23 protein-coding genes and 3 pseudogenes are annotated in these 24,647 nt (G+C 39.8%); 12 read left to right on the top strand and 14 right to left on the bottom strand.

What is annotated here, in order from left to right; genetic code table 11:
* Positions 1 to 355: 355 nt before the first annotated feature.
* Positions 356 to 1,330 carry a sensor histidine kinase gene (locus HMPREF9957_RS11210; RefSeq protein ID WP_000887966.1) on the bottom strand — a complete coding sequence of 325 codons (975 nt, stop codon included), beginning with the start codon at positions 1,328 to 1,330 and terminating at the stop codon, positions 356 to 358.
* Positions 1,323 to 2,000 (bottom strand): response regulator transcription factor, encoded by a 678-nt coding sequence (locus tag HMPREF9957_RS11215; protein WP_000548995.1) that lies wholly within the window; start codon positions 1,998 to 2,000, stop codon positions 1,323 to 1,325. Before HMPREF9957_RS11215 ends, HMPREF9957_RS11210 begins: the two co-directional genes overlap by 8 nt.
* Before the next feature lie 408 nt (positions 2,001 to 2,408).
* Between HMPREF9957_RS11215 and HMPREF9957_RS11220 the strand changes: the two genes are divergently transcribed.
* The 3 genes from HMPREF9957_RS11220 to HMPREF9957_RS11230 all read left to right on the top strand — a co-directional run bounded on the left by HMPREF9957_RS11220 (position 2,409) and on the right by HMPREF9957_RS11230 (position 5,040).
* Complete coding sequence (locus tag HMPREF9957_RS11220) at positions 2,409 to 2,978, top strand: TetR/AcrR family transcriptional regulator (RefSeq protein ID WP_141562089.1); 570 nt, start codon at positions 2,409 to 2,411, stop codon at positions 2,976 to 2,978.
* 88 nt (positions 2,979 to 3,066) lie between these two features.
* Complete coding sequence (locus tag HMPREF9957_RS11225) at positions 3,067 to 3,843, top strand: ferredoxin reductase domain-containing protein (protein ID WP_000820257.1); 777 nt, start codon at positions 3,067 to 3,069, stop codon at positions 3,841 to 3,843.
* A 123-nt stretch (positions 3,844 to 3,966) separates the two neighbouring features.
* Positions 3,967 to 5,040, top strand: a complete 1,074-nt coding sequence (locus HMPREF9957_RS11230) for a DUF2974 domain-containing protein (RefSeq protein ID WP_001273802.1) — start codon at positions 3,967 to 3,969, stop codon at positions 5,038 to 5,040.
* Between the two features lie 162 nt (positions 5,041 to 5,202).
* On the opposite strand, the gene HMPREF9957_RS11235 is transcribed toward HMPREF9957_RS11230, so the two are convergent.
* Positions 5,203 to 5,640, bottom strand: coding sequence for an Rrf2 family transcriptional regulator (locus HMPREF9957_RS11235; protein WP_001166787.1), 438 nt, complete (start codon positions 5,638 to 5,640; stop codon positions 5,203 to 5,205).
* A gap of 75 nt (positions 5,641 to 5,715) precedes the next feature.
* Positions 5,716 to 6,558: a metallophosphoesterase family protein gene (locus tag HMPREF9957_RS11240; RefSeq protein WP_000160948.1), complete on the bottom strand. Its 843-nt coding sequence runs from the start codon at positions 6,556 to 6,558 to the stop codon at positions 5,716 to 5,718.
* Positions 6,559 to 6,669: 111 nt separating this feature from the next.
* Between HMPREF9957_RS11240 and HMPREF9957_RS11245 the strand changes: the two genes are divergently transcribed.
* Positions 6,670 to 7,320, top strand: coding sequence for a metal-dependent transcriptional regulator (locus tag HMPREF9957_RS11245; RefSeq protein WP_000188507.1), 651 nt, complete (start codon positions 6,670 to 6,672; stop codon positions 7,318 to 7,320).
* Positions 7,321 to 7,483: 163 nt separating this feature from the next.
* Positions 7,484 to 7,897, top strand: a complete 414-nt coding sequence (locus HMPREF9957_RS12875; RefSeq protein WP_000789399.1) for a hypothetical protein — start codon at positions 7,484 to 7,486, stop codon at positions 7,895 to 7,897.
* Between the two features lie 38 nt (positions 7,898 to 7,935).
* Here the strand turns inward: HMPREF9957_RS12875 and dtd are convergent, their stop codons facing one another.
* The gene (dtd, locus tag HMPREF9957_RS11250) at positions 7,936 to 8,379 is read right to left on the bottom strand and encodes a D-aminoacyl-tRNA deacylase (RefSeq protein WP_000691439.1); all 444 of its coding nucleotides are present in this window, start codon (positions 8,377 to 8,379) and stop codon (positions 7,936 to 7,938) included.
* A gap of 29 nt (positions 8,380 to 8,408) precedes the next feature.
* Positions 8,409 to 10,631 carry a RelA/SpoT family protein gene (locus tag HMPREF9957_RS11255; RefSeq protein WP_001123786.1) on the bottom strand — a complete coding sequence of 741 codons (2,223 nt, stop codon included), beginning with the start codon at positions 10,629 to 10,631 and terminating at the stop codon, positions 8,409 to 8,411.
* Between the two features lie 379 nt (positions 10,632 to 11,010).
* Between HMPREF9957_RS11255 and HMPREF9957_RS11265 the strand changes: the two genes are divergently transcribed.
* Complete coding sequence (locus tag HMPREF9957_RS11265) at positions 11,011 to 11,238, top strand: hypothetical protein (RefSeq protein WP_313970275.1); 228 nt, start codon at positions 11,011 to 11,013, stop codon at positions 11,236 to 11,238.
* 123 nt (positions 11,239 to 11,361) lie between these two features.
* Complete coding sequence (locus HMPREF9957_RS11270) at positions 11,362 to 11,991, top strand: MBL fold metallo-hydrolase (protein ID WP_000690862.1); 630 nt, start codon at positions 11,362 to 11,364, stop codon at positions 11,989 to 11,991.
* 113 nt (positions 11,992 to 12,104) lie between these two features.
* Here the strand turns inward: HMPREF9957_RS11270 and pepO are convergent, their stop codons facing one another.
* Complete coding sequence (gene pepO / locus HMPREF9957_RS11275; RefSeq protein WP_000199256.1) at positions 12,105 to 13,997, bottom strand: endopeptidase PepO; 1,893 nt, start codon at positions 13,995 to 13,997, stop codon at positions 12,105 to 12,107.
* 175 nt (positions 13,998 to 14,172) lie between these two features.
* Between pepO and HMPREF9957_RS11280 the strand changes: the two genes are divergently transcribed.
* The 4 genes and pseudogenes from HMPREF9957_RS11280 (at position 14,173) to tpx (ending at position 17,612) form a co-directional block, all read left to right on the top strand.
* Positions 14,173 to 14,895 carry a metal ABC transporter ATP-binding protein gene (locus HMPREF9957_RS11280; RefSeq protein WP_000619145.1) on the top strand — a complete coding sequence of 241 codons (723 nt, stop codon included), beginning with the start codon at positions 14,173 to 14,175 and terminating at the stop codon, positions 14,893 to 14,895.
* On the top strand, positions 14,892 to 15,740 hold the full coding sequence (locus tag HMPREF9957_RS11285; RefSeq protein WP_000559776.1) for a metal ABC transporter permease: 849 nt from the start codon (positions 14,892 to 14,894) through the stop codon (positions 15,738 to 15,740). The genes HMPREF9957_RS11280 and HMPREF9957_RS11285 overlap by 4 nt, the downstream gene beginning before the upstream one ends.
* A 31-nt stretch (positions 15,741 to 15,771) precedes the next feature.
* Positions 15,772 to 16,701 carry a metal ABC transporter substrate-binding lipoprotein/adhesin PsaA gene (gene psaA / locus HMPREF9957_RS11290; RefSeq protein ID WP_000733078.1) on the top strand — a complete coding sequence of 310 codons (930 nt, stop codon included), beginning with the start codon at positions 15,772 to 15,774 and terminating at the stop codon, positions 16,699 to 16,701.
* 420 nt (positions 16,702 to 17,121) lie between these two features.
* Positions 17,122 to 17,612 (top strand): annotated as a pseudogene (tpx, locus tag HMPREF9957_RS11295) (thiol peroxidase).
* 180 nt (positions 17,613 to 17,792) lie between these two features.
* Here tpx and HMPREF9957_RS0102700 read toward each other — a convergent pair.
* From HMPREF9957_RS0102700 to HMPREF9957_RS13650, 7 genes and pseudogenes are all read right to left on the bottom strand, one after another.
* A pseudogene (locus HMPREF9957_RS0102700) lies at positions 17,793 to 17,951 on the bottom strand (competence protein ComA); the annotation flags it as partial.
* A 139-nt stretch (positions 17,952 to 18,090) separates the two neighbouring features.
* Positions 18,091 to 18,723, bottom strand: coding sequence for an ABC transporter ATP-binding protein (locus HMPREF9957_RS11300; protein ID WP_000571430.1), 633 nt, complete (start codon positions 18,721 to 18,723; stop codon positions 18,091 to 18,093).
* 1 nt (position 18,724) lies between these two features.
* The gene (locus HMPREF9957_RS11305; RefSeq protein ID WP_000732387.1) at positions 18,725 to 20,740 is read right to left on the bottom strand and encodes a bacteriocin-associated integral membrane family protein; all 2,016 of its coding nucleotides are present in this window, start codon (positions 20,738 to 20,740) and stop codon (positions 18,725 to 18,727) included.
* Between the two features lie 113 nt (positions 20,741 to 20,853).
* On the bottom strand, positions 20,854 to 21,510 hold the full coding sequence (locus HMPREF9957_RS11310) for an ATP-binding cassette domain-containing protein (protein ID WP_000087001.1): 657 nt from the start codon (positions 21,508 to 21,510) through the stop codon (positions 20,854 to 20,856).
* 4 nt (positions 21,511 to 21,514) lie between these two features.
* Positions 21,515 to 23,716: an ABC transporter permease gene (locus HMPREF9957_RS11315; RefSeq protein ID WP_000221427.1), complete on the bottom strand. Its 2,202-nt coding sequence runs from the start codon at positions 23,714 to 23,716 to the stop codon at positions 21,515 to 21,517.
* Positions 23,717 to 23,722: 6 nt separating this feature from the next.
* Positions 23,723 to 24,016 carry a hypothetical protein gene (locus HMPREF9957_RS11320; protein ID WP_000748216.1) on the bottom strand — a complete coding sequence of 98 codons (294 nt, stop codon included), beginning with the start codon at positions 24,014 to 24,016 and terminating at the stop codon, positions 23,723 to 23,725.
* A gap of 164 nt (positions 24,017 to 24,180) precedes the next feature.
* On the bottom strand, positions 24,181 to 24,351 hold the full coding sequence (locus HMPREF9957_RS13650) for a PhrA family quorum-sensing system peptide (RefSeq protein ID WP_001227865.1): 171 nt from the start codon (positions 24,349 to 24,351) through the stop codon (positions 24,181 to 24,183).
* 187 nt (positions 24,352 to 24,538) lie between these two features.
* Between HMPREF9957_RS13650 and HMPREF9957_RS12885 the strand changes: the two are divergent.
* Positions 24,539 to 24,647 (top strand): annotated as a pseudogene (locus HMPREF9957_RS12885) (helix-turn-helix domain-containing protein); the annotation flags it as partial.

A 24,647-nucleotide genomic window follows, 5' to 3' on the forward strand; every position in this document is an offset into this window, starting at 1 on the left:
TAAATTCTTGGAAACAGTTCTACACCAGTTACACAAATCTATATACACCTATCTCATTCAAAATAAAAAGAAAGTTGCAGTTCTTTTAATCCTGTATCAACGATTCATTCTGAAATCGAATAGGAGACATTTCCCAAGTCTACAATTCACTTCATCTCAAATTAATTTTTGTAATTCACCCTTAGTTTATAGATTTTATACTCAACAAAAGTATAAAGCATACAAAACTTCACTTTGAACCAGTATTTATACTATATTCCGTATTAAAAATTCTATTATTGGTTTTGTAAAAAACAGTCTTCAAATATCCTGAAATATAGCAAAAAGAGATTGGGTAAAAACTCATTGTCTCTGCTCACTCAAGGACTAGGTTCACTTGAGCAAACTGAATCCGCACTGTCGTTCCTTTTCCGATCTCAGACTCGATGCGAATCTGGTGACCTAGTTCTTCAGAAATTTTCTTAGATAGGTAGAGGCCAAGTCCAGATGACTGCTGGGTTAGGCGTCCATTATATCCTGAGAAACCACGTTCAAAGACTCGGAGGACATCACTGTTTTTTATCCCGATTCCTGTATCCTTGATACAGAGTTCCTGGCCTTCCATATAAATCTCCAGACCACCTTCCTTGGTGTACTTGAGACTGTTTGAGATGATTTGCTCAATGACAACTAGTAACCACTTCTTATCCGTCACGATTTCTTTATCAAGGTCATGTAAATTGACATTTAGGCCTTTTTGAATAAAGAAAAGAGCATATTTACGAATTATTTCCTTGACCAAGTCCTCAATTTGCACCTGCTTCAAGACCAAATCATCATGGAAACTTTCTAAACGTAGGTACTGTAAGACTAGATTGGTATAGGAGTCAATCTTGAAAATTTCCTGTTCTAATTGCTGCTTCAGTTGGCGGTCGGCTACTTCTGCAACTAAGAGTTGACTGGCTGCAATGGGGGTCTTTATCTGATGGACCCACAAGGTATAGTAATCCAGCAAATCCGTCAGTTTTCTTTCTGAATCTGACCTCTGCTGATAGAGTTCCATCTCACGCGCTTCTAATTTTTCTGCTAAAGCTATTTCCAAAGGAGATTTGGCTTCCCTCTCCCCATAGAGAATTTCCTGGCGATAGCCCTGCATTTCCACCAATATGTCCCAAGTGAAAAATAAGATGGTTACAAAGCAACACAAGAGAAAAAAGTAGAGAAAGTAAATTCCCAAACTGGCAAATAAAAACTGAAAGAGCAAAACCAGAAATGCCAAAGAAAGCAGATAGACAAAAAGACGACTACGGGAGCGCAGATAGGCTAGAAAAAATTGTTTCCAATCAAGCATGCTTCAGTCCGTACCCTATCCCTTTCTTGGTCTCGATAAATCCTACCAAGCCCTGCTCTTCCAACTTTTTACGCAATCGAGCCACATTAACAGATAGGGTATTGTCATCAATGAAAAAGTCACTATTCCAAAGTTCCCGCATGAGGTCGTCACGCGCTACAATATTGCCCGCATGCTCAAACAGCACGCGTAAAATCTGGAATTCGTTCTTGGTCAAATTCAAGATTTGACCTTGATAATGTAAATCCATGGATTTGGTATTGAGGATAACACCAGCATATTCCAGTAAACTCTCGTCACGCCCAAACTCATAGGAACGGCGCAACAAGCCCTGAACCTTGGCTAAAAGAACCTGCTGATCAAACGACTTGGTCACAAAGTCATCCGCCCCCATGTTGATTGCCATGACGATATCCATAGCCTGGTCTCTCGAAGACAGAAACATGATGGGAACCTTGGAAATCTTGCGAATCTCCTGACACCAGTGATAACCATTAAACAAGGGCAGTCCAATATCCATGAGGACCAGATGAGGCTCCGACTGGACAAAAAGACTCAAAACTTCCATAAAGTCTTCTACCAGAACCACTTCAAATCCCCATTCAGAGAGCATTTTTCCGACTTGTTGACGAATAACCTGATCATCTTCTACTAATAAAATCTTGTGCATCTGATTCTCCTTTGCTAATTTTAGGAGTCTTAAATCCTTTAGTATAAATAGAGGGCTTAGTATCTAATACTTTTTTGACATTTCCTTGTCACAACAGCTCAAAAACAGATAGTGAATAACCCCATTGATATCATACCTTATTTTCAGACATAGTGCCAGCACTACCCTTTTATTTTTAATTTTTTCAACCTTCATTTCAGTTCTTTTATACATCCCCTTAACCAAAATTTATATCTATTCTTCCAAACCTTGAGTGTAGTTAAAACGACACTCTATACTCTTCTAACATTGAAAAGCTCCTTATCGAGTGGTATCCGTAAAAAGTTCTAGCTTTCAGATTGACAATCTGAAAAAGATTTGTTAAGATATGAATGAACAATATTTAATATTCATTCAGAAAAGAGGTGAATCAAATTGGACAAAAAACAGACTTTGAAATCCGCAGCTTATGAAGTTTTTTCAAAAAAAGGATACAAGGCGACAGGAATTTCAGAAATTGCTAGACAAGCTCATATGGCAGTCGGATCTTTTTATAACTATTACGAAAGTAAAGAAGCTATTTTTTTAGATATCTATATTGATGAAAACAACCGTGTTCGCCAAACTATGATCGAAGAACTGGATTGGGAAATTGATATGATTGATCTTATTAGTCAACTCTTTGCTCAATCCAGAGCACTCGTTTCCTCCAATAAAATCCTTGCAGAATGGTACAATCCTGCCATAGCAGATGAATTGCATAGCTACTATTCCTCAGAAGAAGGAAAAGTCACGAATCCATTTCATCAATTTCTCGTGAAAACCTTTACTCATCGTTTGCAGGCTGAAGGCCATTCTCCAGAAAAAATTCAAGATATTTTACAAGTTTACAACCTATTTTACTACATGGATATGCATATCACAGAAAATGATTTTCCAGATATTAGCAAAACTGTAGAAATACTAGCAACCAACTTCATTAAAGGAATACTGAAATAAAGAAATCTTTTCTTTATTTTTTGGAAATTATTGAATGAAAAAAAATATTATTCATTCATAGAAAATTACTACACTATAGGAGTTAAAAATGAAACGAGGGAAAAAAATGTTCATAATTATTATAACTACACTTGGAGTGCTCGGCTTTATATCTTGGGGAATCATTACCTATCTTGGACGAAGTCAAACTTTATCGATAAAATCCATTGAAAATCCCAGCGGAGATTTGTATTTAGTTCACATCACAAAACCAAAAAATCAAATATGGAAAGCTGGCTCCTATGCTCAGTTTAAGCTTCCTGACAGCTCGTTTGGTCCAGACAAAAGTCCAGTAAAGGAGGATCAGGTTAGCCGATGGCTAACCCTTGCTTCCACTCCTGATGAGGATGAAATTCTTATTGTAACCCATAATAGTGGTAGCGTGTTTAAGGAAACCTTAACACATTTACCAGCTGGTAGTAAAATTGAGATGAGTTGGCTGGAGTTATCTTTATCTGTTAAAGACAATGACCAAGCACTGGTTTGTTTTGCCTCTGATGTCGGTATTTCTACTCTACGTCCAGTTGTGAAAGAGTGGGCTGGTAAGCGCTCTATCATTCTTAATCATTTAGACAAAGGAGTAAACATTTTTGATAATGAGTTAAAAGAGCTTAGTAAGAATAATCCGAATCTAACTTATAAAGCTAGCGAAACCTTTTCTCAAAGCCAAGCATTTTTAAAAAATGCGGTTGTGAAATACGGTAACCAAGCTATTTATCTCTTAACCGGCCAACCTGATGATATAAATGAGATGAAAAATTTCTTAAAAGAGAATGGGATTGACGACAAACAGATACAAACAAGTATGTTTAGAGGTTTGAAATAAAAGCAAACTGTCTTCTATGTGTCTGAATCATACCATTATAGGTCGGTATGTAGAGAGCTCGTACAAACCAACTAGTAAATTCTATGTGATTGTGATAAGATAAATAAAAAGAAAGGAGTTCTTATGGCCAATATTTTTGATTATCTGAAAGATGTCGCACACGATTCCTTTTACGACCTTCCTTTAAATGAATTAGACATTCTAGCCTTAACAGAAATCACCTACCTCTCCTTTGATAATCTGGTCTCCACAAGTCCTCAGCGACTTTTAGACCTGGCTCCTCAGGTTCCAAGAGAGTCTAACATGTTAACCAGTAAAAATCGCCTCCATCTATTAGATGAACTAGCTCAACACAAACGCTTCAAAAATTGCAAACTCTCCCATTTTATTAATGACATCGACCCTGAGCTGCAAAAACAATTTGCGGCTATGACCTACCGTCTCACTCTCGATACCTATCTGATTGTCTTTCGTGGGACTGATGACAGTATCATTGGCTGGAAGGAAGATTTTCACCTGACCTATATGAAGGAAATTCCTGCTCAAAAGCACGCCCTCCGCTATTTAAAGAACTTTTTTGCCCAACATCCTAAGCAAAAGGTCATTCTGGCTGGGCATTCCAAGGGAGGAAATTTAGCCATCTATGGTGCTAGCCAAATTGAGCAAAACTTGCAAAATCAAATCACAGCAGTTTATACCTTTGATGCGCCTGGCCTCCACAAAGAACTGACACAAACCGAGGGCTATAAAAGGATAATGGATAGAACCAAGGTCTTCATCCCACAAGGCTCCATTATCGGTATGATGATGGAAATCCCTAACCAGCAAATCATCGTGCACAGTACTGCCTTAGGTGGTATCGCCCAGCACGATACCTTTAGTTGGCAGATTGAGGACAAGCACTTCGTCCAACTGGATAAGACCAACAGTGATAGTCAACAAGTAGACACAACTTTCAAGGAGTGGGTGGCGACAGTCCCTGACGAAGAACTTCAGCTCTACTTCGATCTCTTCTTTGGCACCATTCTAGATGCTGGGATTAGCTCCATCAATGACCTGTCTTCCTTAAAAGCTATCGAACACATTCGTCATCTCTTCGTCCAAGCGCAATCCCTCACCCAAGAAGAAAGGGAAACTATGGGTCGCCTTACCCAATTATTGATTGATACTCGTTACCAAGCTTGGAAGAATAGATAAAAAGCTTATGAAAAGGTAATACTCTTCGCAAATCTCTTCAAACCACGTCAGCGTCGCCTTACCGTACTCAAGTACAGCTTGCGGCTAGCTTCCTAGTTTGCTTTTTGATTTTCATTGAGTATAAAAACCTTCTCATAAGCTTTTCTTGTTTTAAAGAAGAATTCAATCCTTCATCTGACTCTCTGCATCGGCCACGACTTGCTCTAGACTGGTCTGACCAAGTTCAGCCTCCATAGCCAGTTGGATTCTCTCCAATTTTTGATCCAAAACATCATGAATATGAGCTCCAACTGGACAATTTGGATTCGGATTGTCATGGAAACTGAAGAGTTGACCAGTCTTACCAAGACACTCAACCGCCTGATAAACATCTAATAGACTAATGTCTTTGAGATCCTTAACAATCTCTGTTCCCCCTGTTCCGCGCGCGACTGAAATCAGCTCTGCCTTCTTCAACTGGGACAAGGTTTTTCTGATAATGACAGGATTGACCCCGACACTAGCAGCCAAAAAATCACTGGTCACCTTGCTTTCCTTCCCCTCTAGGGCAATGATTATCAGCATATGAGTCGCAATGGTAAATCTACTTGGAATTTGCATCCTCTTCTCCTTTTTACGAGACATCCCTGCCTCTACTCTTCTTTTTCTTTTATTATACCCTTTTTAGTTGTAATGTCAATCGTTACCACCTTTCAACCAGGCATCTAACTCCCTATCATAATCCTCTTTCTGGGCCAATTCTCTCAGAAATTCCTGATGATGAGTATGGTGGATCCCATTGATCAGACTTTCATAATAAACCTCAAAATAGGGAAGTTTGAGGTCTTTAGCCAGTTGCAATTCAGCTGCCACATCGTAGTCTACCCGTCGGAAGTCCATATCTACCAAGCCCTTGCCATCAAACTCTAAAATCATATACTGGGCCCTCAAGTCCTTCCGCAACTGGGCATCTAGAAAGAAAGGCTGGCCAATCGAACCCGGATTGACAATCAATTGCCCACCAGTCCCGTAACGAAGCAACTGCTGGTGAATATGACCATAAACAGCAATATCACAAGACGGATTGGTCACCAAGCGGTCAAAATCCTCTTGCGCCCCAGTATGAATCAACTCTCTCCCCCAGTTCTTATCAGGAAGATGGTGGCTAATTCCCACCGTCAAATCCCCAAACTGACGATGAATCTGGAGAGGGTGATTGTGGAGCAATTCAATTTCTTCTAGGGATATTTCCTCTAAAACATACTGGCACTGGCGCAAGAGATAGCGTTGACTGGGGCGAGTACTATCCAATTCCTTGCGGACACCATGCCAAAGACTGTCTTCCCAGTTTCCCAAAACTCTAGCTGTAATCGGTAGTTGAGCCAACAAGTCCAAAATCCTTCTACGCCCTGTTCCTGGCATGAGAATGTCTCCCAAAAGCCAGTATTCATCCACTCCTAGCTGCCGAGCATCTGCCAAAACAGCCTCCAAGGCGGTGGTATTTCCATGAATATCTGAAAGAAGAGCTATTTTCGTCATATACATCTCCTCGTTTTTTCTCTTGCAATAAGTATAACATAAAAAGTCACAGCTAGAGAAATCTAGCTTTTTTTGATATACTAGATAAAGATATTAGACAAGAGGAAACGAATGACCCCGAATAAAGAAGATTATCTAAAATGTATTTATGAAATTGGCATAGACCTGCATAAAATTACCAACAAGGAAATTGCGGCTCGTATGCAAGTCTCTCCCCCTGCCGTAACTGAAATGATTAAACGGATGAAAAGTGAAAATCTCATCCTTAAGGACAAGGAATGTGGCTATCTACTGACTGACCTCGGCCTCAAATTGGTCTCTGAGCTCTATCGTAAGCACCGCTTGATTGAAGTTTTTCTAGTCCATCATTTAGACTATACAAGTGACCAGATTCACGAGGAAGCTGAGGTCTTGGAACATACTGTCTCTGACCTGTTCGTGGAAAGACTAGATAAACTACTAGGATTCCCCAAGACCTGCCCTCACGGAGGAACTATTCCTGCTAAGGGAGAACTCTTGGTTGAAATCAATAACCTCCCACTAGCTGACATCAAGGAGGCTGGCGCCTACCGCCTGACTCGGGTGCACGATAGTTTTGACATTCTCAGTTATCTGGACAAGCACTCACTTCACATCGGTGATCCGCTCCAAGTCAAGCAGTTTGATGGCTTCAGCAATACCTTCACTATCCTTAGTAAAGACGAGGACTTACAAGTAAGTATGGACATTGCCAAACAACTCTATGTCGAAAAAATCAACTAATTTCTCAAGTCCCCTACCAACCCTGAAAGTTTGATTTTCAGGGTTTTCTTATCTATTTTTTATATCAAAAACGATAGTAAACGCTTTCGTGCTCCAACTAAATATTGTATAATAATTACATAAAATATTACGTCACTAACAGATGAAAAAAGGAGGGCTTATCATGAAAAACATCATCTTCATCAAAACCATTGAGCTCCTTGTCATTGATGGAATCATGCTGGCATTTTTGACATTTAAAGAGGGACTTACTTGGGATTGGATTTTAATTTATAGCGGTTGGCTCATTTTCTTTCATCCTGTGCTATTGACCTATCTGTCTAATCAGCTTTGTGACCACTTTAGTCAACTCTATTCCCAGATTAGACCGCGATTCTGGCGTTTTGCCTTACAAATCCTCCTATGGGATAGCCTGATGATTCTCTCCTTGATATGTTTGAGTGGTGTGCCACTTTTCCTTCAGGGAACTCTCCTCATCCTAGGACACATCATCCCTTCCTATCGCATAAGCCAAAGCCTGCAAAGAGACTTCCCCCAAGCCTATCAGGAACCGATTCCATTTTGGAGTATTTTATGATAGATGAGAAAAACCAAGCCGGTTGGGCTTGGTCTTTCTTATCTATTTTTAGTATCTAGGATAATGGTAACCGGTCCGTCATTGACCAGTTCAACCTGCATATCCGCTCCAAAGATGCCTGTCTGAACGGGTACTTCTTGTGCTAATTTTTGATTGAAAGCATCATAAAAGTCTGATGCCATATCAGGCTTGGCTGCACCTATAAAGGCTGGACGATTGCCTTTCTTGGTATCCGCAAATAGGGTAAACTGAGAAATAGAGAGGATTTCTCCTTCAATATCTTTGACAGACAGGTTCATCTTGCCTTCTGCGTCTGAAAAAATCCGCATATTGACAAGCTTTCTCACGGCATAGTCCAAATCTTCCTCTTGGTCCTCTGGTCCAACACCAACCAGTAATAGGAGCCCCTGATTGATTTTTCCCTGAACCTGACCTTCGATACTCACTTGGGCTTTTGTAACCCGTTGGATAATGATTTTCATAATAGCCTTTCTAGTAAGAGCTAGGACAATTAGCCATTGGTACGTTTAACAGAGTAAACTTCTGGCACACTCTTAATCTTGTCCACAACTGTGGTTAGCGTCGAGAGGTTGGCAATGCCGAAAGACACATGGATATTAGCAAACTTCATATCCTTGGTTGGTTGGGCGTTGACTGTTGAGATATTCTTGGTTGTGTTTGAAAGAACTTGCAGTACATCGTTCAACAGTCCTGTACGGTTGAGGCCGTAGATATCGATATGGGCCATATATTCCTTATTTGAGCTAGAGTACTGATCTTCCCACTCTACATCAAGGAGACGTTGCTCGTAGTTTTCTTGGGCGCGCAGGTTCATACAGTCCACACGGTGAATAGCCACACCACGACCCTTGGTAATGTAACCAACAATATCGTCACCAGGAACAGGATTACAACACTTGGCAATCCGTACGAGGAGACCTGAGGCACCTTCAATGACCACACCACCCTCATGCTTGACCTTGAGGGTTTCTTTGTTTTCAACCTTGATCTCGCCACCTTTGACAAGCTCTTCTGCCTCCGCCTTGGCCTTGGCACGTTCTTCCTCACGGCGTTCCTTTTCAGTCAGACGATTAAAGACAGTAATAGCTCCAATTTCTCCAAAACCAATGGCCGCAAAGAGGGATTCTTCTGTCTTGTAGCTGGTCTTTTGCAGAACTTGATCCATGTGGCGCTTGTCCATGAATTTATTGGCTACATAGCCATTTTCTTGGAACTGGGCCATCAACATTTCACGACCCTTGTTGACAGACAATTCCTTATCTTGGTTTTTAAAGAACTGACGAATCTTGTTACGCGCCTTGCTGGTCTTGACCATATTGAGCCAGTCACGGCTTGGCCCAAAGGAGTTCGGGTTGGTGACAATTTCAACCTGATCCCCTGTCTTGAGCTTGGTTGTCAGTGGAACCATGCGACCATTGACCTTGGCACCAGTTGCTTTTTCCCCGACTTTGGTATGGATTTCGTAGGCAAAGTCAATCGGTCCTGAATCTTTTGGAAGAGAACGGACAGCTCCATCTGGGGTAAAGACGTAAATCTCCTCAGCCAGATAGTTTTCCTTAACTGAATCCACAAATTCCTTGGCATCATCGGCCTGGTCTTGGAGCTCCATCATCTCCTTAATCCAGTTCATCCCAATAGCTGATTCCTTGCTGTTGACCTGGCCCTTAACGCCTTTCTTATAAGCCCAGTGAGCCGCAACCCCGTACTCAGCCACCTCGTGCATAGCCTTGGTCCGAATCTGGAATTCAATCGGCCCTTTTGGTCCATAAACAGTCGTATGGATGGACTGATAACCATTGGCCTTGCGGTTAGCGATATAGTCTTTGAAACGACCAGGCATGGGTTTCCAAAGTTCATGTACATAACCAAGCATGGCATAGACATCACTTTGGGTATCCAAAATGCAACGAATGGCAATCAGGTCATAGATCTCCTCAAACCGTTTTCTCTTGTCCTGCATTTTGCGGAAAATCGAGTAAATGTGCTTGGGACGACCGTAAATCTTCCCTTTTAAGTGACGATCCGTCGTATAGTCTTCTAGTTTCGTAACTACCTCATCCACCAAGGCTTCACGCTCTCTGCGTTTTTCCTTCATCATATGGGTAATCTTGTAAAACTCCGTTGGATTGAGATAACGGAAAGATAGATCTTCCAATTCCCATTTAACGCTAGAAATCCCCAAACGGTGGGCAAGTGGGGCATAAATTTCCATGGTTTCTTTGGAAATCCGCTCCTGCTTATCTTTTCGAAGATGTTTCAGGGTCCGCATATTGTGCAAGCGGTCAGACAGTTTGACCAAGATAACACGAATGTCCTCAGACATGGCCATGAGCATCTTGCGATGATTTTCAGCCAACTGCTCTTCGTGAGACTTGTATTTGACCTTACCAAGCTTGGTAACCCCATCTACGATTACCCTCACATCGGGACCAAACTCTCTTTCCAAATCGTCCAAGGTCGCATCTGTATCTTCTACCACATCATGCAAGAAACCACAGGCAACCGTTACGGCATCTAGTTTGAGTTTGGCTAAAATACCTGCCACTTGGATAGGGTGAATAATGTAAGGCTCACCTGATTTGCGATATTGACCACTATGGCATTCCACCGCATAGATCAAGGCCTTATGGACAAAATGGACATCCTCTTCTGTTAAATATTCTTTGGTTAAGGCGACAACTTCTTCGCCTGTTAAATTCACTTCTTTTGGCATCTCTACTCTCCAATTCTTCCTACCATTTTATCACTTTTTTAAGAATATGAAAACTAGATTGGAACAGAATAAGAAAAAAATAATTCAGAATTGCTTGATAATTCTGAATTATTGGTCTATAATATATTACGAAGTTAGATTTTAAACTTAGGTGATAGAAGGAGAGATAGAAGAACGGAAACCATATTGTAACCGAAAGACTTTCTGACTTCCCCAATTCCATTGAAGATACGAAAGATAAACGGTGGAACTCGTGTCACATACACTGGTACCTTGACTGGATTTTGGAATTAAAATCCTCAAGATACTTTCTTTTATCCTTTAGTTTATAAGGAGAACACCTATGAAAAAAACTGCTATTTCCATCTTTGCTCTCCTAGTGTTAGGAGTTAGCTGCCTGTTTCTATTCAGCCAGCAAAGCTATAAAAAAACAGTCGTTCAATACTATGCTAACGACCAGAACCTGCCCAATAGGATAACTTATAGTGAATATAGCGATAAACGAGAAGCCAACTACGGTGGCACTCTAAACATCACATCTATCAAACAAGCTAATGACGGAGTTTATGCGACCTATGAAGGGCAATTGACACCTCTCCAATATTGATAAATTGATAACCAGCCTGTCTTCATCTAGTCATGCTGGTTTTTAAGTTCATTCTAAATCCTTACCTATTCGCCCCAACTGTGCTATACTTAATTTAGTACATTCTTTGAGATTGGAGCCAATATGAAAATCCATAAAACCGTGAATCCTGTTGCCTATGAAAACACCTATTACCTAGAAGGTGAAAAGCACCTTATCGTGGTAGATCCTGGTAGCCATTGGGAAGCCATTCGTCAGACAATAGAGAACCTCAACAAACCGATCTGTGCCATTCTATTGACCCACGCCCATTATGACCATATCATGAGTCTGGACTGGGTTCGCGAGATTTTTGGCAATCCTCCTGTCTATATCGCAGAGAGTGAAGCCAGCTGGCTCTATACTCCTGTTGATAATCTCTCTGGGCTTCCTCGCCACGATGATATGGCAGATGTGGTCGCAAAACCTGCAGAACACACTTTTATCTTTCACAAAAAATACCAACTAGAGGAATTTCGTTTCACTGTCTTGCCAACACCAGGTCACTCTATCGGCGGTGTTTCTATCGTCTTTCCTCAAGCTCATTTGGTATTAACTGGTGATGCCCTTTTCCGTGAAACCATCGGACGAACAGATCTTCCGACTGGTAGCATGGAGCAACTTCTTCACAGTATCCAGACCCAACTCTTCACCCTACCAAACTATGATGTCTATCCAGGACATGGTCCAGCTACAACCATCGCTCACGAAAAAACTTTCAATCCCTTTTTCTAGAAAGATGATGACAATTAAGTAAACTATCCAGCAAGTCTTTCCATTATAAAAGGCATCCAATCAAGTTTTCAGACCTGATTGGATGCCTTTTTCTAATTACTTACCTTTTTGCATTACCAAATAATCACGCGCTCTTCTGGTGAACGCCACATACCGTCTCCTTCTTTGACATCATAGGTTGTAAAGAAATCATCGAAGTTTGGTACTTGTACATTGACACGGAGTTTGGCTGGCGCGTGCACATCGACACTAGCCAAAAGTTTCATAAATTCTGGACGACCTTTCATGCGCCAGATACGACCGAAGTTGTAGAAGAATTCTTCTGCTGAGAAGTCTGCTTCTCTCTTGGCAGCTTCAAGCGCTGCAGCGATTCCTCCCAAGTCAGCCACGTTTTCTGATACAGTCAATTTACCGTTGATGGTTGCTCCATAAGAATCCTGTCCATCAAATTGGTCAATGACTTTTTGTGTTTTCTCCTTGAAGGCAGCATAGTCGCTCTCTGTCCACCAATCCTTGAGGCTACCATTTTCATCAAAGGAAGCTCCGTTGGTATCAAAGGCGTGGGAAATTTCATGGGCAATAACTGCCCCAATACCACCGTAGTTAGCAGAAGATGACTGATGCAAGTCATAGAAAGGTGCTTGTAAAATAGCCGCTGGAAAGACAATCAGGTTCTTCTGTGGATTGTAGTAAGCATTGACCATATGAGCAGGCATGCCCCATTCCTTGTAGTCTACAGGCTGGTTCCACTTGCTCCAACTGTGCTTGATTTCCACACGCGCAAAGGCTAGAGCATTGTCAAAAAGACTGACATTTTCATCCACTACCTTGTCCTTATAGCGTTCTGGTAATTCTTCTGGATAACCAATATAAGGCTTGATGACATTGAGTTTTACGATTGCCTTGTCACGAGTTTCAGGAGTCAGCCAGTCATTCTTAGCCAAGCGTTCCTTATAGACATCAATCATAGTTGCCACTTTTTTCTCCACGTCCGCCTTAGCCTCTGGAGAGAATTTTTCATGGGCATACCAGAGCCCCAAGACTTGTTTGAAAGGACCTTGTGCTAGCTGGTAGGCTGCCTTGACCTTGTCTTTGGCTTCTGGAACTCCTGAAAGCGCACGGCTATAGGCACCTGACAAGACACGGATTTCTTCTGTTAAATAGCTGGTTGAGAGATTCACAACACTCAAAATCAAGGTTGCCTTGAGGAGAGGCCAAGCTTCTTCACTATAGAATTGATCTGCTGCTTGCCAGAAACGTTCCTCGTCTACAATAACCTTGTCTGGCACTTGTCCAAGAACAGCTTGGAAGAAGTCATCCAAAGGTAGGGCAGGCGCAAATTTCTTGAAGTCTTCATATGAATATGGATGATAGAGTTTAGCATACTCTGAACTTTCTTCATTAGAGAGCACTACTAACGCAACTCGGCGGTCCAATTCTAGTCTTTTCTCTAGCAAGTCTTCAATTTCTTCATCAGAGAAATCATAAGCTTTGAGGAGATTTGTGCTAGTTTCTTTCCAAAGAGTCAAGAGCTCTTCGCGCTGAGGATGATCTTCAGCATAGTAGGTCGTATCTGGCAGGATCGTGCTTGGAGCGCTAGCCCATAAAACGTTGATTCTGGCATCCATAAAGTCTGGCGATACACCAAAAGGTAGGAAGTTAGGTTTTCCTGCAAGTTCAAACTCTGCTAGTCTAGCTGTAAAATCCGCAAAAGTCTCCAATTCTTGGAGTTCTTTAAGGAGTGGTAAGACAGGTTTAATACCGTCAGCTTCTCTCTTATCAAAGTCACGAACTAGGCGGTGGTATTTGACAAAGTTCGCCAAGATAGCATCCTCTGGAACATCTTGCCCTGCCAACCACTTATCTGTAGTCGCCAGCATAAGTTCTTCGATTTCCTCATCTAAATCGATAAAACCACCTGTTTGAGACTTATCTGCTGGAATTTCAGCTGTCTGTTGCCATTCTCCATTGATTGCATCATAAAAATCATCTTGATAACGTGTCATCTTGTTCTCGCTTTCATTTGTACTTGTTTTTAGCTTAACAAAAATTAACTGGGAATGCAATTAAAAATGAACTTTCTCTTGCCATCATTTCTCAGTTATTATTTTAATTTTTTAAAAATTAACTTGACTTAATTTTTTTTTAATGTATATTAAGAGGCAGGAGGAATACAAGTTTATGATACGTATTGAAAACCTCAGTGTCTCCTACAAAGAAACGTTGGCACTTAAGGATATTTCACTAGTGCTCCACGGACCAACAATTACCGGTATTATTGGTCCAAACGGTGCTGGGAAATCAACATTATTAAAAGGGATGCTGGGAATTATCCCACATCAAGGTCAGGCATTTCTCGATGACAAGGAAGTTAAAAAATCCTTACATCGAATCGCCTATGTCGAACAAAAAATCAATATCGACTACAACTTTCCCATCAAGGTCAAGGAATGTGTCTCGCTAGGACTCTTTCCCTCTATCCCTCTCTTTCGAAGTTTAAAGGCTAAACATTGGAAGAAAGTGCAAGAGGCCCTTGAAATTGTCGGTCTAGCTGACTACGCTGAACGTCAAATCAGTCAACTGTCTGGAGGTCAGTTCCAGCGGGTCTTGATTGCCAGATGTTTGGTGCAGGAAGCCGACTATATCCTCTTGGATGAACCCTTTGTTGGGATTGACTCTGTTAGTGAGGAAATCATCATGAATACGCTGAGAGATCTGAAAAAAGCTGGGAAGACGGTTCTCATCGTCCACCACGACCTCAGCAAGGTTGCCCACTACTTCGATCAAGTCTTGCTTGTCAATCGAGAAGTGATTGCCTTTGGTCCAACCAAAGAAACCTTTACCGAAGCCAATCTCAAAGAAGCTTACGGTAATCGACTATTTTTCAATGGAGGTGACCTATGATTGCAGAATTTATCGATGGATTGCAAAAATTCCATTTCTTACAAAATGCCTTGATAACAGCCATTGTCATCGGGGTCGTAGCTGGAGCTGTGGGATGTTTCATCATCCTACGCGGGATGTCACTCATGGGAGATGCCATTTCACATGCTGTCTTGCCAGGTGTAGCCCTCTCCTTTATCTTGGGCCTTGACTTCTTTATCGGAGCCATTGTCTTTGGATTGCTAGCTGCCATCATCATTACCTACATCAAGGGGAACTCGATTATCAAAAGCGATACCGCCATCGGCATTACCTTTTCTTCTTTCTTAGCCCTCGGTATCATCTTGATTAGTGTCGCTAAAAGTTCAACTGACCTGTTCCATATCCTTTTTGGTAATATCCTGGCCGTCCAAGATACGGATATGTTTATTACTATGGGTGTGGGGGCAGCCATTCTCTTGTTAATCTGGATTTTCTTCAAGCAACTCTTGATAACTTCCTTTGATGAACTCTTGGCCAAAGCCATGGGAATGCCTGTCAATTTCTATCACTACCTTCTCATGGTACTCTTGACTCTCGTGTCTGTGACAGCCATGCAAAGTGTCGGAACTATCCTGATTGTAGCCATGCTGATTACCCCAGCTGCAACTGCTTATCTGTATGCTAATAGCCTAAAAAGCATGATTTTCCTTTCCTCAACCTTTGGAGCTACAGCTTCAGTTTTGGGACTCTTTATCGGCTATAGCTTTAACGTTGCGGCAGGTTCTAGTATCGTGCTTACAGCCGCTAGTTTCTTTCTCATTAGCTTCTTTATCGCTCCAAAACAACGATATTTGAAACTGAAAAATAAACATTTGTTAAAATAAGGGGCAAAACCCCAATAAATTGGAGGATCTAATGAAAAAATTAGGTACATTACTCGTTCTCTTTCTTTCCGTCATCGCTCTTGTAGCATGTGCTAGCGGAAAAAAAGATGCAGCTTCTGGTCAAAAACTAAAAGTTGTTGCTACAAACTCAATCATCGCTGATATTACTAAAAATATTGCTGGTGATAAGATTGATCTTCACAGTATCGTTCCTGTTGGTCAAGACCCACACGAATACGAACCACTCCCTGAAGACGTTAAGAAAACTTCTCAAGCTGATTTGATTTTCTATAACGGGATCAACCTTGAAACTGGTGGCAATGCTTGGTTTACAAAATTGGTAGAAAATGCCAAGAAAACTGAAAACAAAGACTACTTTGCAGTCAGCGAAGGCGTTGATGTTATCTACCTTGAAGGCCAAAACGAAAAAGGTAAAGAAGACCCACACGCGTGGCTCAACCTTGAAAATGGGATGATTTTTGCTAAGAATATCGCAAAACAATTGAGCGCTAAAGACCCTAGCAACAAGGAATTCTACGAAAAAAATCTCAAAGAATATACTGAAAAACTAGACAAACTTGACAAGGAAGCTAAGGAGAAATTTAACAACATCCCTGCTGAGAAAAAATTGATCGTAACCAGTGAAGGATGCTTCAAATACTTCTCTAAAGCCTACGGTGTCCCAAGTGCCTACATCTGGGAAATTAACACTGAAGAAGAAGGAACTCCTGACCAAATCAAGACCTTGGTTGAAAAACTTCGCCAAACAAAAACTCCTTCACTCTTTGTAGAATCAAGTGTGGATGACCGTCCAATGAAGACTGTTTCACAAGACACAAACATCCCAATCTACGCTCAAATCTTTACTGACTCTATCGCAGAACAAGGTAAAGAAGGCGACAGCTACTACAACATGATGAAATACAACCTTGACAAGATTGCTGAAGGATTAGCAAAATAATCTAGATGTTAGTTTATCTATTACTAGGTTCTTGTCTCTCTTTACATTACTTCTAATATTAGCTTTGTTAGTTCTATCTCTAGCTAAAAAAAGCGTTTATAAGAATAAAGATTTCTTAAATCAGTACGAACGAAGTGAGTTTTTACCAGATATTTCTCACTGTAGTGGTATCCTAGATAAGAACTTTGATCTTATCTAGGACGGAATTTTTGAGACCTAAGGCTCAAAAATTAGGGATGAAATTCCGAAGGAAGTTGCTCCCGTCCGCACTACCTTCGAGAAATATCAAATAGATAAAAAATCTGAAAAACGTCATTCTCACATGAGCTGGCGTTTTTTCTATGCCCACATTTCCGGTCAAATCATTGGAAAATTCCGACTGTTTCAGCTAAAATGGAAGAAAAAAGATTGGAGTATCCTATGGTAACTTTTCTCGGAAATCCTGTGAGCTTTACAGGTAAACAACTACAAGTCGGCGACAAGGCTCTTGATTTTTCACTCACTACAACAGACCTTTCTAAAAAATCTCTGGCTGATTTTGATGGCAAGAAAAAGTCTTAAGTGTCGTGCCTTCTATCGATACAGGTATCTGCTCAACTCAAACGCGTCGTTTTAATGAAGAACTGGCTGGACTGGATAATACAGTTGTCTTGACTGTTTCAAAGGACCTACCTTTTGCCCAAAAACGTTGGTGCGGTGCTGAAGGTATTGAAAATGCCATCATGCTCTCAGACTATTTCGACCATTCCTTTGGACGTGATTATGCCCTCTTAATCAATGAGTGGCACCTCCTGGCACGCGCAGTCTTTGTCCTCGATACTGACAATACGATTCGCTACGTTGAATACGTGGATAATATCAACTCTGAACCAAACTTCGAAGCCGCAATTGCAGCTGCTAAAGTCCTATAGAAAAAATCCTCTGTCACAAAGAGTTCCCTACTCTTTGAAACGGAGGATTTTTCTTATTCTTTAATTATTGTTTATTTTGAAATGAATCCTTCAAAATCTTTTCGTTGAAAATTATATTTTTCAGTGAGTAACACATTATCCACTGCAACATCTTCTCCCAATGGGTAAATATTTCTTTTGAAACGGTTGTAGGAGGAAAATCTCTCCTACACTATTATTGATTCTGAGAGAAAATTGCAAAATATCATCTACCAAACTTTCAATTATTAAGATTTTTTGCAGTTTATCTGAATTAGAATCGCAAGGCATCTCAATAATATAATTGTCGAATTTTTTCATTCTAACTTCCTCTCCACTATTTCTTCCTTTATCAAGAAAAAGTTACCTCAATATTAATAAAGTACAATTCTAAATTAACTCCAATTATTGATTCATGATAATATTTCAGTAACTCATCGTGTAATAAAAACAAGGATTTTTATTTCAGACGATCCATCGTGAACACTTCATCAGCCATCTCCCAAATTGCCGGATTATGTGTTGCGATAATGATTAGCCTATTATCATCTCGAAGAGATAGCAAAATCTCCATAATCAACTGAGAGGTTGCTGGGTCTATTGAAGCTGTTGGCTCATCTGCCAGAATAAAGGGTGGATTCTTTAAGATAACTTTTGCCAAGGCAACCCGTTGCGATTCTCCGCCCGATAACTCAAAGATGCGCTTATCTAGGTCAAGATAAGCCAGACCGACCTGTTCTAAAGCCTGCTTCTGCCTCAACCGCTGTTCCGCCCGACTCAACTTTTGACCAATGAAACCTAGCTTAAGGTTTTCTTCAATACTTTGGTTTTCAATTAAGCCAAAGTTCTGGAAGAGGTAGCCCAATTCGTGACGGAAAAAATCACTCGATTTATAATTGGCCAAGTCTTTACCTCGGTAAAAAATCGTCCCATCATAAGATTCTAATTTCCCAATCATGTTCATCAAGGTTGTTTTTCCGCTACCACTTGAACCAATTAAGGCATAGACTTTTCCAGCCTCAAATGTCATTGAAAGATTCGAAAATAGCTCTCGTTCTCCAAAAGATTTACTCACCTGTTTAAGTTCAATCATATTAACCTCCCTTCAAAACAAGCATGGACATCTTGTTTTCTTTCTGCATTTGGACATGTAACTGTAAAAGAGATAGACCAGTAAAGAGTAACGAGACTAAGAAAGCAACTACTATCTCTACCATAAGAAATACACTCGCAACAAATCCCAGGAAAAACACACCCAGTTGAGCAAAGAGATAAGTGCGATGGATTTCTAAGAACCTGAGACCTGCAATGCGTTTGATAAAAATGGCACGTCTAAATTCTTCAAAGTAGAGCCTATTCATAGTGTTAAACAACAAGATTGAAGTTGCAATCCCAAGCACAGCTCCTGCTAGCATTACCCAACGTTCCCTCTGGATATTATCCGATAATGTGATGTAGTTGTGGTAACCTGTTTGCATTTCTGAGACCCAATTTTCAATGCCTTGTCTCTGGATAAGCTCCTGGGCATCAGACAATTGATTAAAGAGAACGTAGTTCTGTACTGCGTCTACCCAAAAGACAATGGACTGTGGACCAGTTGATTGGGGTGTTATAACAATGATGATTGGATCTTTCAAAAACTGCTGGTAAGAAATAGGGGTCGTATTATACACAAAACGATCCTGACCTGATTCCAAATAACCTACCGTAGCAGTCATTTGCTGTCGTTCATCTCGACTAGACATGCGACTGGTTAAGTCGTCTTCAAAAACAGATTTATAATGTTCTTCCTCTGAACGGAGGTGTTCAGGCAGCAATAAGACAAACTCCCCTACATCAAGGTGATTCATCTTTTGCTCAATAGTTGTATCTACAGGAATGTTTTGACGCTCCAAGTATTGCGGTGTGACGATAAGGACATTGCCATTCGGACTGTAATCGTGCCATTCTGTAGAGGTTGTCAAGTTTTTGGAGGAAGCCATGCCATTTTGCAAAGAACGGTCAATTAACTGGTGTCTAGATAAGAAAGCCTTTTTTTCTGAAACAGCCAGATCCATCAATTGATACCAAGTTCTGAGTTTCCTTTGAGCTTGTTCATCAAAACCAGGACTCGTTCCTTCACGGCTGAATGATAGGGTAATCAGTTGCCTTTCCTGGCTCCAAGCCTCTTGTCCAATCCGATGCTGTTGCCAGGCTTGGGAATACTTTAAGCTACTCCCTATTCCCAGCGTTACAATAATAATCGCTAATAGTTGACCGATTAAAATCAAACTAATGATTCCTCTGACAGGCACTTGCCCTTTTATAATCTGCATCAGGTGTATCTTTTTTATCCCAACTGCGAAGAGTTGAGCGAAAAACAGGGAGATCGACAACAAGATGAGATTATAACTGAGCAAGCCTTCTCCTATGGTCATTAGGGATTGCGTTGGAAGCGACAGAATTTTTTGCATAAGAATGGCGAGCACGCCAGCTAAACTGAAACCAACAGCTATCCCTTTCAAATCCTCACCAACTGGTCTAAGGAAAATGGACCACCGTTTCTCTCCTGAAATGAGGCGAATGCCCGACGACCGTAATTGGCTAATTTGACTAATTAAAGTCAGTGCTCCAAAGGTTAAGATGAAAATCAATAAACCGATTAACTGAAATCCGTTACTAAAGATAGCCATTAACGTAGATAGTTTAGATGGAATTATCAGGTGCATGTTAGTCAAGCCAAGTTGACTTAGCTCCTCTCTTAGCAAGTGAATATCTAGGTTTCCATCGAATACAAAATAGTTTGTTTCAACACTACTACTTTGGGCATCTTCTAGATTTTTTTCCTGTAGCCCATCAGGCAACTTTCCGTTCCCAAAGGTCGTATAAGAAAACACTGGAGTACCTTCTGAGTTAAGATCCTGGTGTTGAATCGCAATAAAGCTATCCGTTTCTTCTGCTAGTTTTTCCAAGCGTGTAGCAACATGCTGAAAAGTTGTTTCAGGGGAAGAATCACGTACAACAACGTTGGGGTAATAATTGGAGACATATGTATCAGTCCAAATGGTAAATACCCAAACAAAGAACAAACTAGCAAGCAGGTTGGATATGAGTATAAATAATTTTTTCATAGTGCATTCCTTATTCTAAAATAGAGGACAGAAATACCCATGCCCTCTATAAACTAACAAGCTTACTAAACTATTGATAGAAGTAACCGTATCAAGTGCTAATAATGGTTGAGTTAATTTACAAGAACCGACTCCAGTGAAATAATCCTATCACATTGCCGTGCTTGCTCCATGTTATGCGTAACAACCAAAATTGTTTTACCAAATTGATCTCTCAAAGTTCGAATCAAATCGAATGCTTTTTGAGACATTTCAGGATCTAAAGATCCGGTTGGTTCATCTGCTAGGACAATATCTCCGGGCTTTAAAATAGCTCTCACAATCGCAATTCTCTGCTGTTCACCTCCCGATAATTCATTGATTTTACTATTTAACCGATTTTGTAGACCAACAAATTCTAGCGTTTCCTTGATTCTCTGCTCTTTCTCCTGTCTAGAGAAATTCGAAAAAGTCATGGCAAGCATCAGGTTATCTTTCACACTAGATGTAGAAATGAGTGCATTGGATTGAAAAAGATAGTTGATGACATTCCTTCGATAATGAACTGCTGATTGCGAATTTACCTTAGGCAAAACTTTTCCGTTGATTAGGATTTTACCACTGTCAACAGCATCCAATAGTCCAATCATATTGAGGATAGTCGATTTTCCAGAACCAGAAGGTCCTACTAAAGCTACAAATTCATTTTCCTCAATATCAAAGCTTAAGTCTTTGAAAATTTCTCTTGAACCAAATTGTTTTGATACATTTTGTACTGAAATTCTAGACATGAGATTACTCCTTAAATGATTGTATGATACTCTCTCCTTCTTTACGGAACAAACTGAAATAAAGAAGCATTATCTGAAAAGCAAATGTAGCTAGTGTCATGACTATTCCCAACTTAGAACCCACCAAGATAGAAACGATTAGTTCCATCACAGAAAAACTAATAATGAGAGAAAGCACACCAATATATCTTTTCCATGGTGAGAATCCCATAAAGTATTGAACATACAATTTTTCTTCAAATAACAAGCGGTACATTAAGACAAAACTCCAGAAAATAGCCATCATCGTAATGATGATAATCGCTATGATCGTGCCGAAAAGATAAAATGTATAACTCAGATCTTTTTGAAGACCATTGATAAAGTTCTTGACAGTTGTAAAACTCAACCGATTATCCATTAAATCTGGAAATTCTGTTTCTAAAACGGACACTACCTGTTCCATCGTTTCCCTATCACGAATCTTCAAAAGACCATTATAGCCACTGACAACTAAGTTTGCCGACTCCATGAAATATAAATTCTCTGGTGTTGAGACAAAAATAACTGGATTCTCACTAGTTGTACCATAAGAAATAGAATCTGACCAAGTAAATATTGGTCGAGACGGTTGGTAAACCTTGAACATAAATTTCTGATTTTCTGTGAAATTAGTTTGTAAATCTCCCGGTTTTACAGTGACACTTTCCTGTAAATACGCCTTCATCACCTCAAGTTCTTCTGTATTGAGCGTGTTAGGTAGAAGATAAAGTCGAGTACCATTCCTCATCTCTAGCAACTCTTCATCACTTAGGGGAATACCTAGGTCTTGCAGGTAATTATAGGAGAATTTCAAATACCAAAATGGTTTTTTAGGGACATGCTGGTATGTCCCATAGACTGCATCAAGGGACTCCTGATTAAGAAATTGTCCTTTGGCAATATAGACACCTGGAAGCTCAGATATACGCTGGTAAAAGTTATACATAGTATGCTCAAGGGAATTTGTAGTTCCTGCATATGTACCTACATCATCTCCCTCAACAAAACTGGATATAACGTACATATCTTCAACATTCTTCCACTCTCTAGATACTTTCATATTATCAATAAACTGATTCATTGGAGCATCTAAAGAGTAACTGACTGCGATTAACAAACCAGCTACCAAGGTATAGAATAACAAGCATGTTACCATTAAAGGCTTCATTGGTAATCGTTTATGAATTGCGGCTAATGGAGAAACCGAATAAACAATAATCGTTGGAATAATGAATATCAATAGTAGCAACAAGACTGAGAGGCTGACTCCAGCAAAAACTAGAATAAACGATGATAAACCAAAACTAGACCAGCCTGACAACAACCAACTACATAAAGAGATAATTGGAATAATGTAGATTGAAAATAGTAGAGAATTTTTGAAAAAAGCAGACCATAATTCTTTTCTATCCCATCCTAAAAGAATCAATGTTCCGAAATGTTTAAAGGATTGAAGAACACAGATTAAGAATAGAATCAGTAAAATGAAGGCATTTACTAAGATGCTGATAGCAAGTATTATTCCCCAAATTCCCTGATCAGTACTACTTCCAAAACTTTCTTTTGTCAAATCCTCAACAGAAATACCCGACATCTTTGAAAGATGTAACAGAAAGTTATCTCTTGAGACAGCATCGTGGAGACCATTGATATGGTATATCCCATTAATCGTATTAGTGTTTTGGAAAGTATAATCTAATCGTTCAATGACTACAGGTGTGCTAAATAATAAATCTGGAAGCTCGTAAAGCATATTATTTGAGCCTTTGTCAAGTCCAATAGTCATACTATTATCACTATGAGATAATAAATCTGCAAATTGTTGTTGTGAGACTACTATTTTACCCGTACTTTCAAAATCTGAAAAACCAGCAGAGCTACCAAGGATGTCTATATAAATCCTATTTAGACCTTCTCCTGTATCACTACTTTCAGAACGTTTTGTCCATATGGACAAGTCACTCTGTTCTAAAAAATAATTAAATACATCTTGTGATTGCTCTTCTGTTAACTTCTGAAGATAAACTGTTACGGTCTCGGAATGATGATTATAACTCTGCCATGACTGTTGATACTGTAAACCTGTTAAAAAAATTGCCACCAGAGCAAGTAAGACACTCTGGATGGCAATCAAAAACAGGATTAAGTATTTCATTTTACCTAATAACATGTTTTTGTATGTCATAGGTACTTACCTACAATTCCAGTAACATTCAGCTGTACCAGTTCCGATGAATTTAGAAACACGTGCTTCTACTCCAGGAGATTCCCAGCCTGAGAATGCCCCGTTAGCAGTTGCTGAGTGTTCGTAAACACTAGACTGAACATTTGAATAGCTCCAAAGACCAGCAGTACGACCATAATCCCAATAAACTGCAGTACCTTTATACCAAACTGTTGCAGCTGAAACAATCGAACCACCTGCACCAGCTAAAGTCAGTGCAAGTAAAGATGTTGTAATTATTTTTTTTATGCTTTTCTTCATCGTAAAGCCCTCATTTCTTTCACTTAAAATCTAACAATAACAATGACTGCATTTAGAAATATCAACAAATCATACCCTAGTACATCGGAATCCCTTCTTTCTAATTAAAAATTAGATAAAACAGAAATACTATATAGTTAATAGTATTTTCATCATTTAATCAACTAATCAGCCTTCCCAACATCAAGACCATTGGACTTCTTTTGTGATTGCACTCGAATCTCCAATTGTCTATTCTTCTGAATGAATTGTTGGTAAGGAATTGTATTACTAAACATAAAAACACCTAGTAATGCAAATGTAACTAATTTTTTAATTCCACGTTTTTTTCTCATGCAATGAAACCCCTTTCTGTTTCCTTGTTTTTATTTTAACATATATATATTATTCAGTCAAGTATTTTTATCATATTTTGAACTTTTTTTTTTATTACCTTAGAGAATTATCTATTTCTTTAACTTGCTATTTTGAACTAAAAATTTTATAATGAAATTAAGCAAATAGAAAGGTTTATTATCTTTAATGAATACACTCGCAGAGAAATTCAGATTGAAAAGAAAAGAGTTGAGACTCTCCCAACAAACTCTTGCAGAAGGAATTTGTGAACAAAGCCAGATTAGTAAAATTGAGA

It is taken from the genome of Streptococcus mitis SK1080 (genome assembly GCF_000220085.1).
Classification (GTDB): Bacteria; Bacillota; Bacilli; order Lactobacillales; family Streptococcaceae; genus Streptococcus; species Streptococcus mitis_K.

Coding starts and splice junctions, on each gene's coding strand:
- HMPREF9957_RS11300 (WP_000571430.1), bottom strand. CDS start 18,723: ATGATTGAACTTAAACAGGTGAGTAAATCTTTTGGAGAACGAGAGCTA.
- HMPREF9957_RS11310 (WP_000087001.1), bottom strand. CDS start 21,510: ATGTCTAGAATTTCAGTACAAAATGTATCAAAACAATTTGGTTCAAGA.
- HMPREF9957_RS11255 (WP_001123786.1), bottom strand. CDS start 10,631: ATGCCAAAAGAAGTGAATTTAACAGGCGAAGAAGTTGTCGCCTTAACC.
- pepO (WP_000199256.1), bottom strand. CDS start 13,997: ATGACACGTTATCAAGATGATTTTTATGATGCAATCAATGGAGAATGG.
- HMPREF9957_RS11285 (WP_000559776.1), top strand. CDS start 14,892: ATGATTGCAGAATTTATCGATGGATTGCAAAAATTCCATTTCTTACAA.
- HMPREF9957_RS12875 (WP_000789399.1), top strand. CDS start 7,484: ATGAAAAACATCATCTTCATCAAAACCATTGAGCTCCTTGTCATTGAT.
- psaA (WP_000733078.1), top strand. CDS start 15,772: ATGAAAAAATTAGGTACATTACTCGTTCTCTTTCTTTCCGTCATCGCT.
- HMPREF9957_RS11215 (WP_000548995.1), bottom strand. CDS start 2,000: ATGCACAAGATTTTATTAGTAGAAGATGATCAGGTTATTCGTCAACAA.
- HMPREF9957_RS11225 (WP_000820257.1), top strand. CDS start 3,067: ATGAAACGAGGGAAAAAAATGTTCATAATTATTATAACTACACTTGGA.
- HMPREF9957_RS11270 (WP_000690862.1), top strand. CDS start 11,362: ATGAAAATCCATAAAACCGTGAATCCTGTTGCCTATGAAAACACCTAT.
- HMPREF9957_RS13650 (WP_001227865.1), bottom strand. CDS start 24,351: ATGAGAAAAAAACGTGGAATTAAAAAATTAGTTACATTTGCATTACTA.
- dtd (WP_000691439.1), bottom strand. CDS start 8,379: ATGAAAATCATTATCCAACGGGTTACAAAAGCCCAAGTGAGTATCGAA.
- HMPREF9957_RS11235 (WP_001166787.1), bottom strand. CDS start 5,640: ATGCAAATTCCAAGTAGATTTACCATTGCGACTCATATGCTGATAATC.
- HMPREF9957_RS11315 (WP_000221427.1), bottom strand. CDS start 23,716: ATGACATACAAAAACATGTTATTAGGTAAAATGAAATACTTAATCCTG.
- HMPREF9957_RS11230 (WP_001273802.1), top strand. CDS start 3,967: ATGGCCAATATTTTTGATTATCTGAAAGATGTCGCACACGATTCCTTT.
- HMPREF9957_RS11240 (WP_000160948.1), bottom strand. CDS start 6,558: ATGACGAAAATAGCTCTTCTTTCAGATATTCATGGAAATACCACCGCC.
- HMPREF9957_RS11320 (WP_000748216.1), bottom strand. CDS start 24,016: ATGAAGAAAAGCATAAAAAAAATAATTACAACATCTTTACTTGCACTG.
- HMPREF9957_RS11245 (WP_000188507.1), top strand. CDS start 6,670: ATGACCCCGAATAAAGAAGATTATCTAAAATGTATTTATGAAATTGGC.
- HMPREF9957_RS11305 (WP_000732387.1), bottom strand. CDS start 20,740: ATGAAAAAATTATTTATACTCATATCCAACCTGCTTGCTAGTTTGTTC.
- HMPREF9957_RS11280 (WP_000619145.1), top strand. CDS start 14,173: ATGATACGTATTGAAAACCTCAGTGTCTCCTACAAAGAAACGTTGGCA.
- HMPREF9957_RS11210 (WP_000887966.1), bottom strand. CDS start 1,330: ATGCTTGATTGGAAACAATTTTTTCTAGCCTATCTGCGCTCCCGTAGT.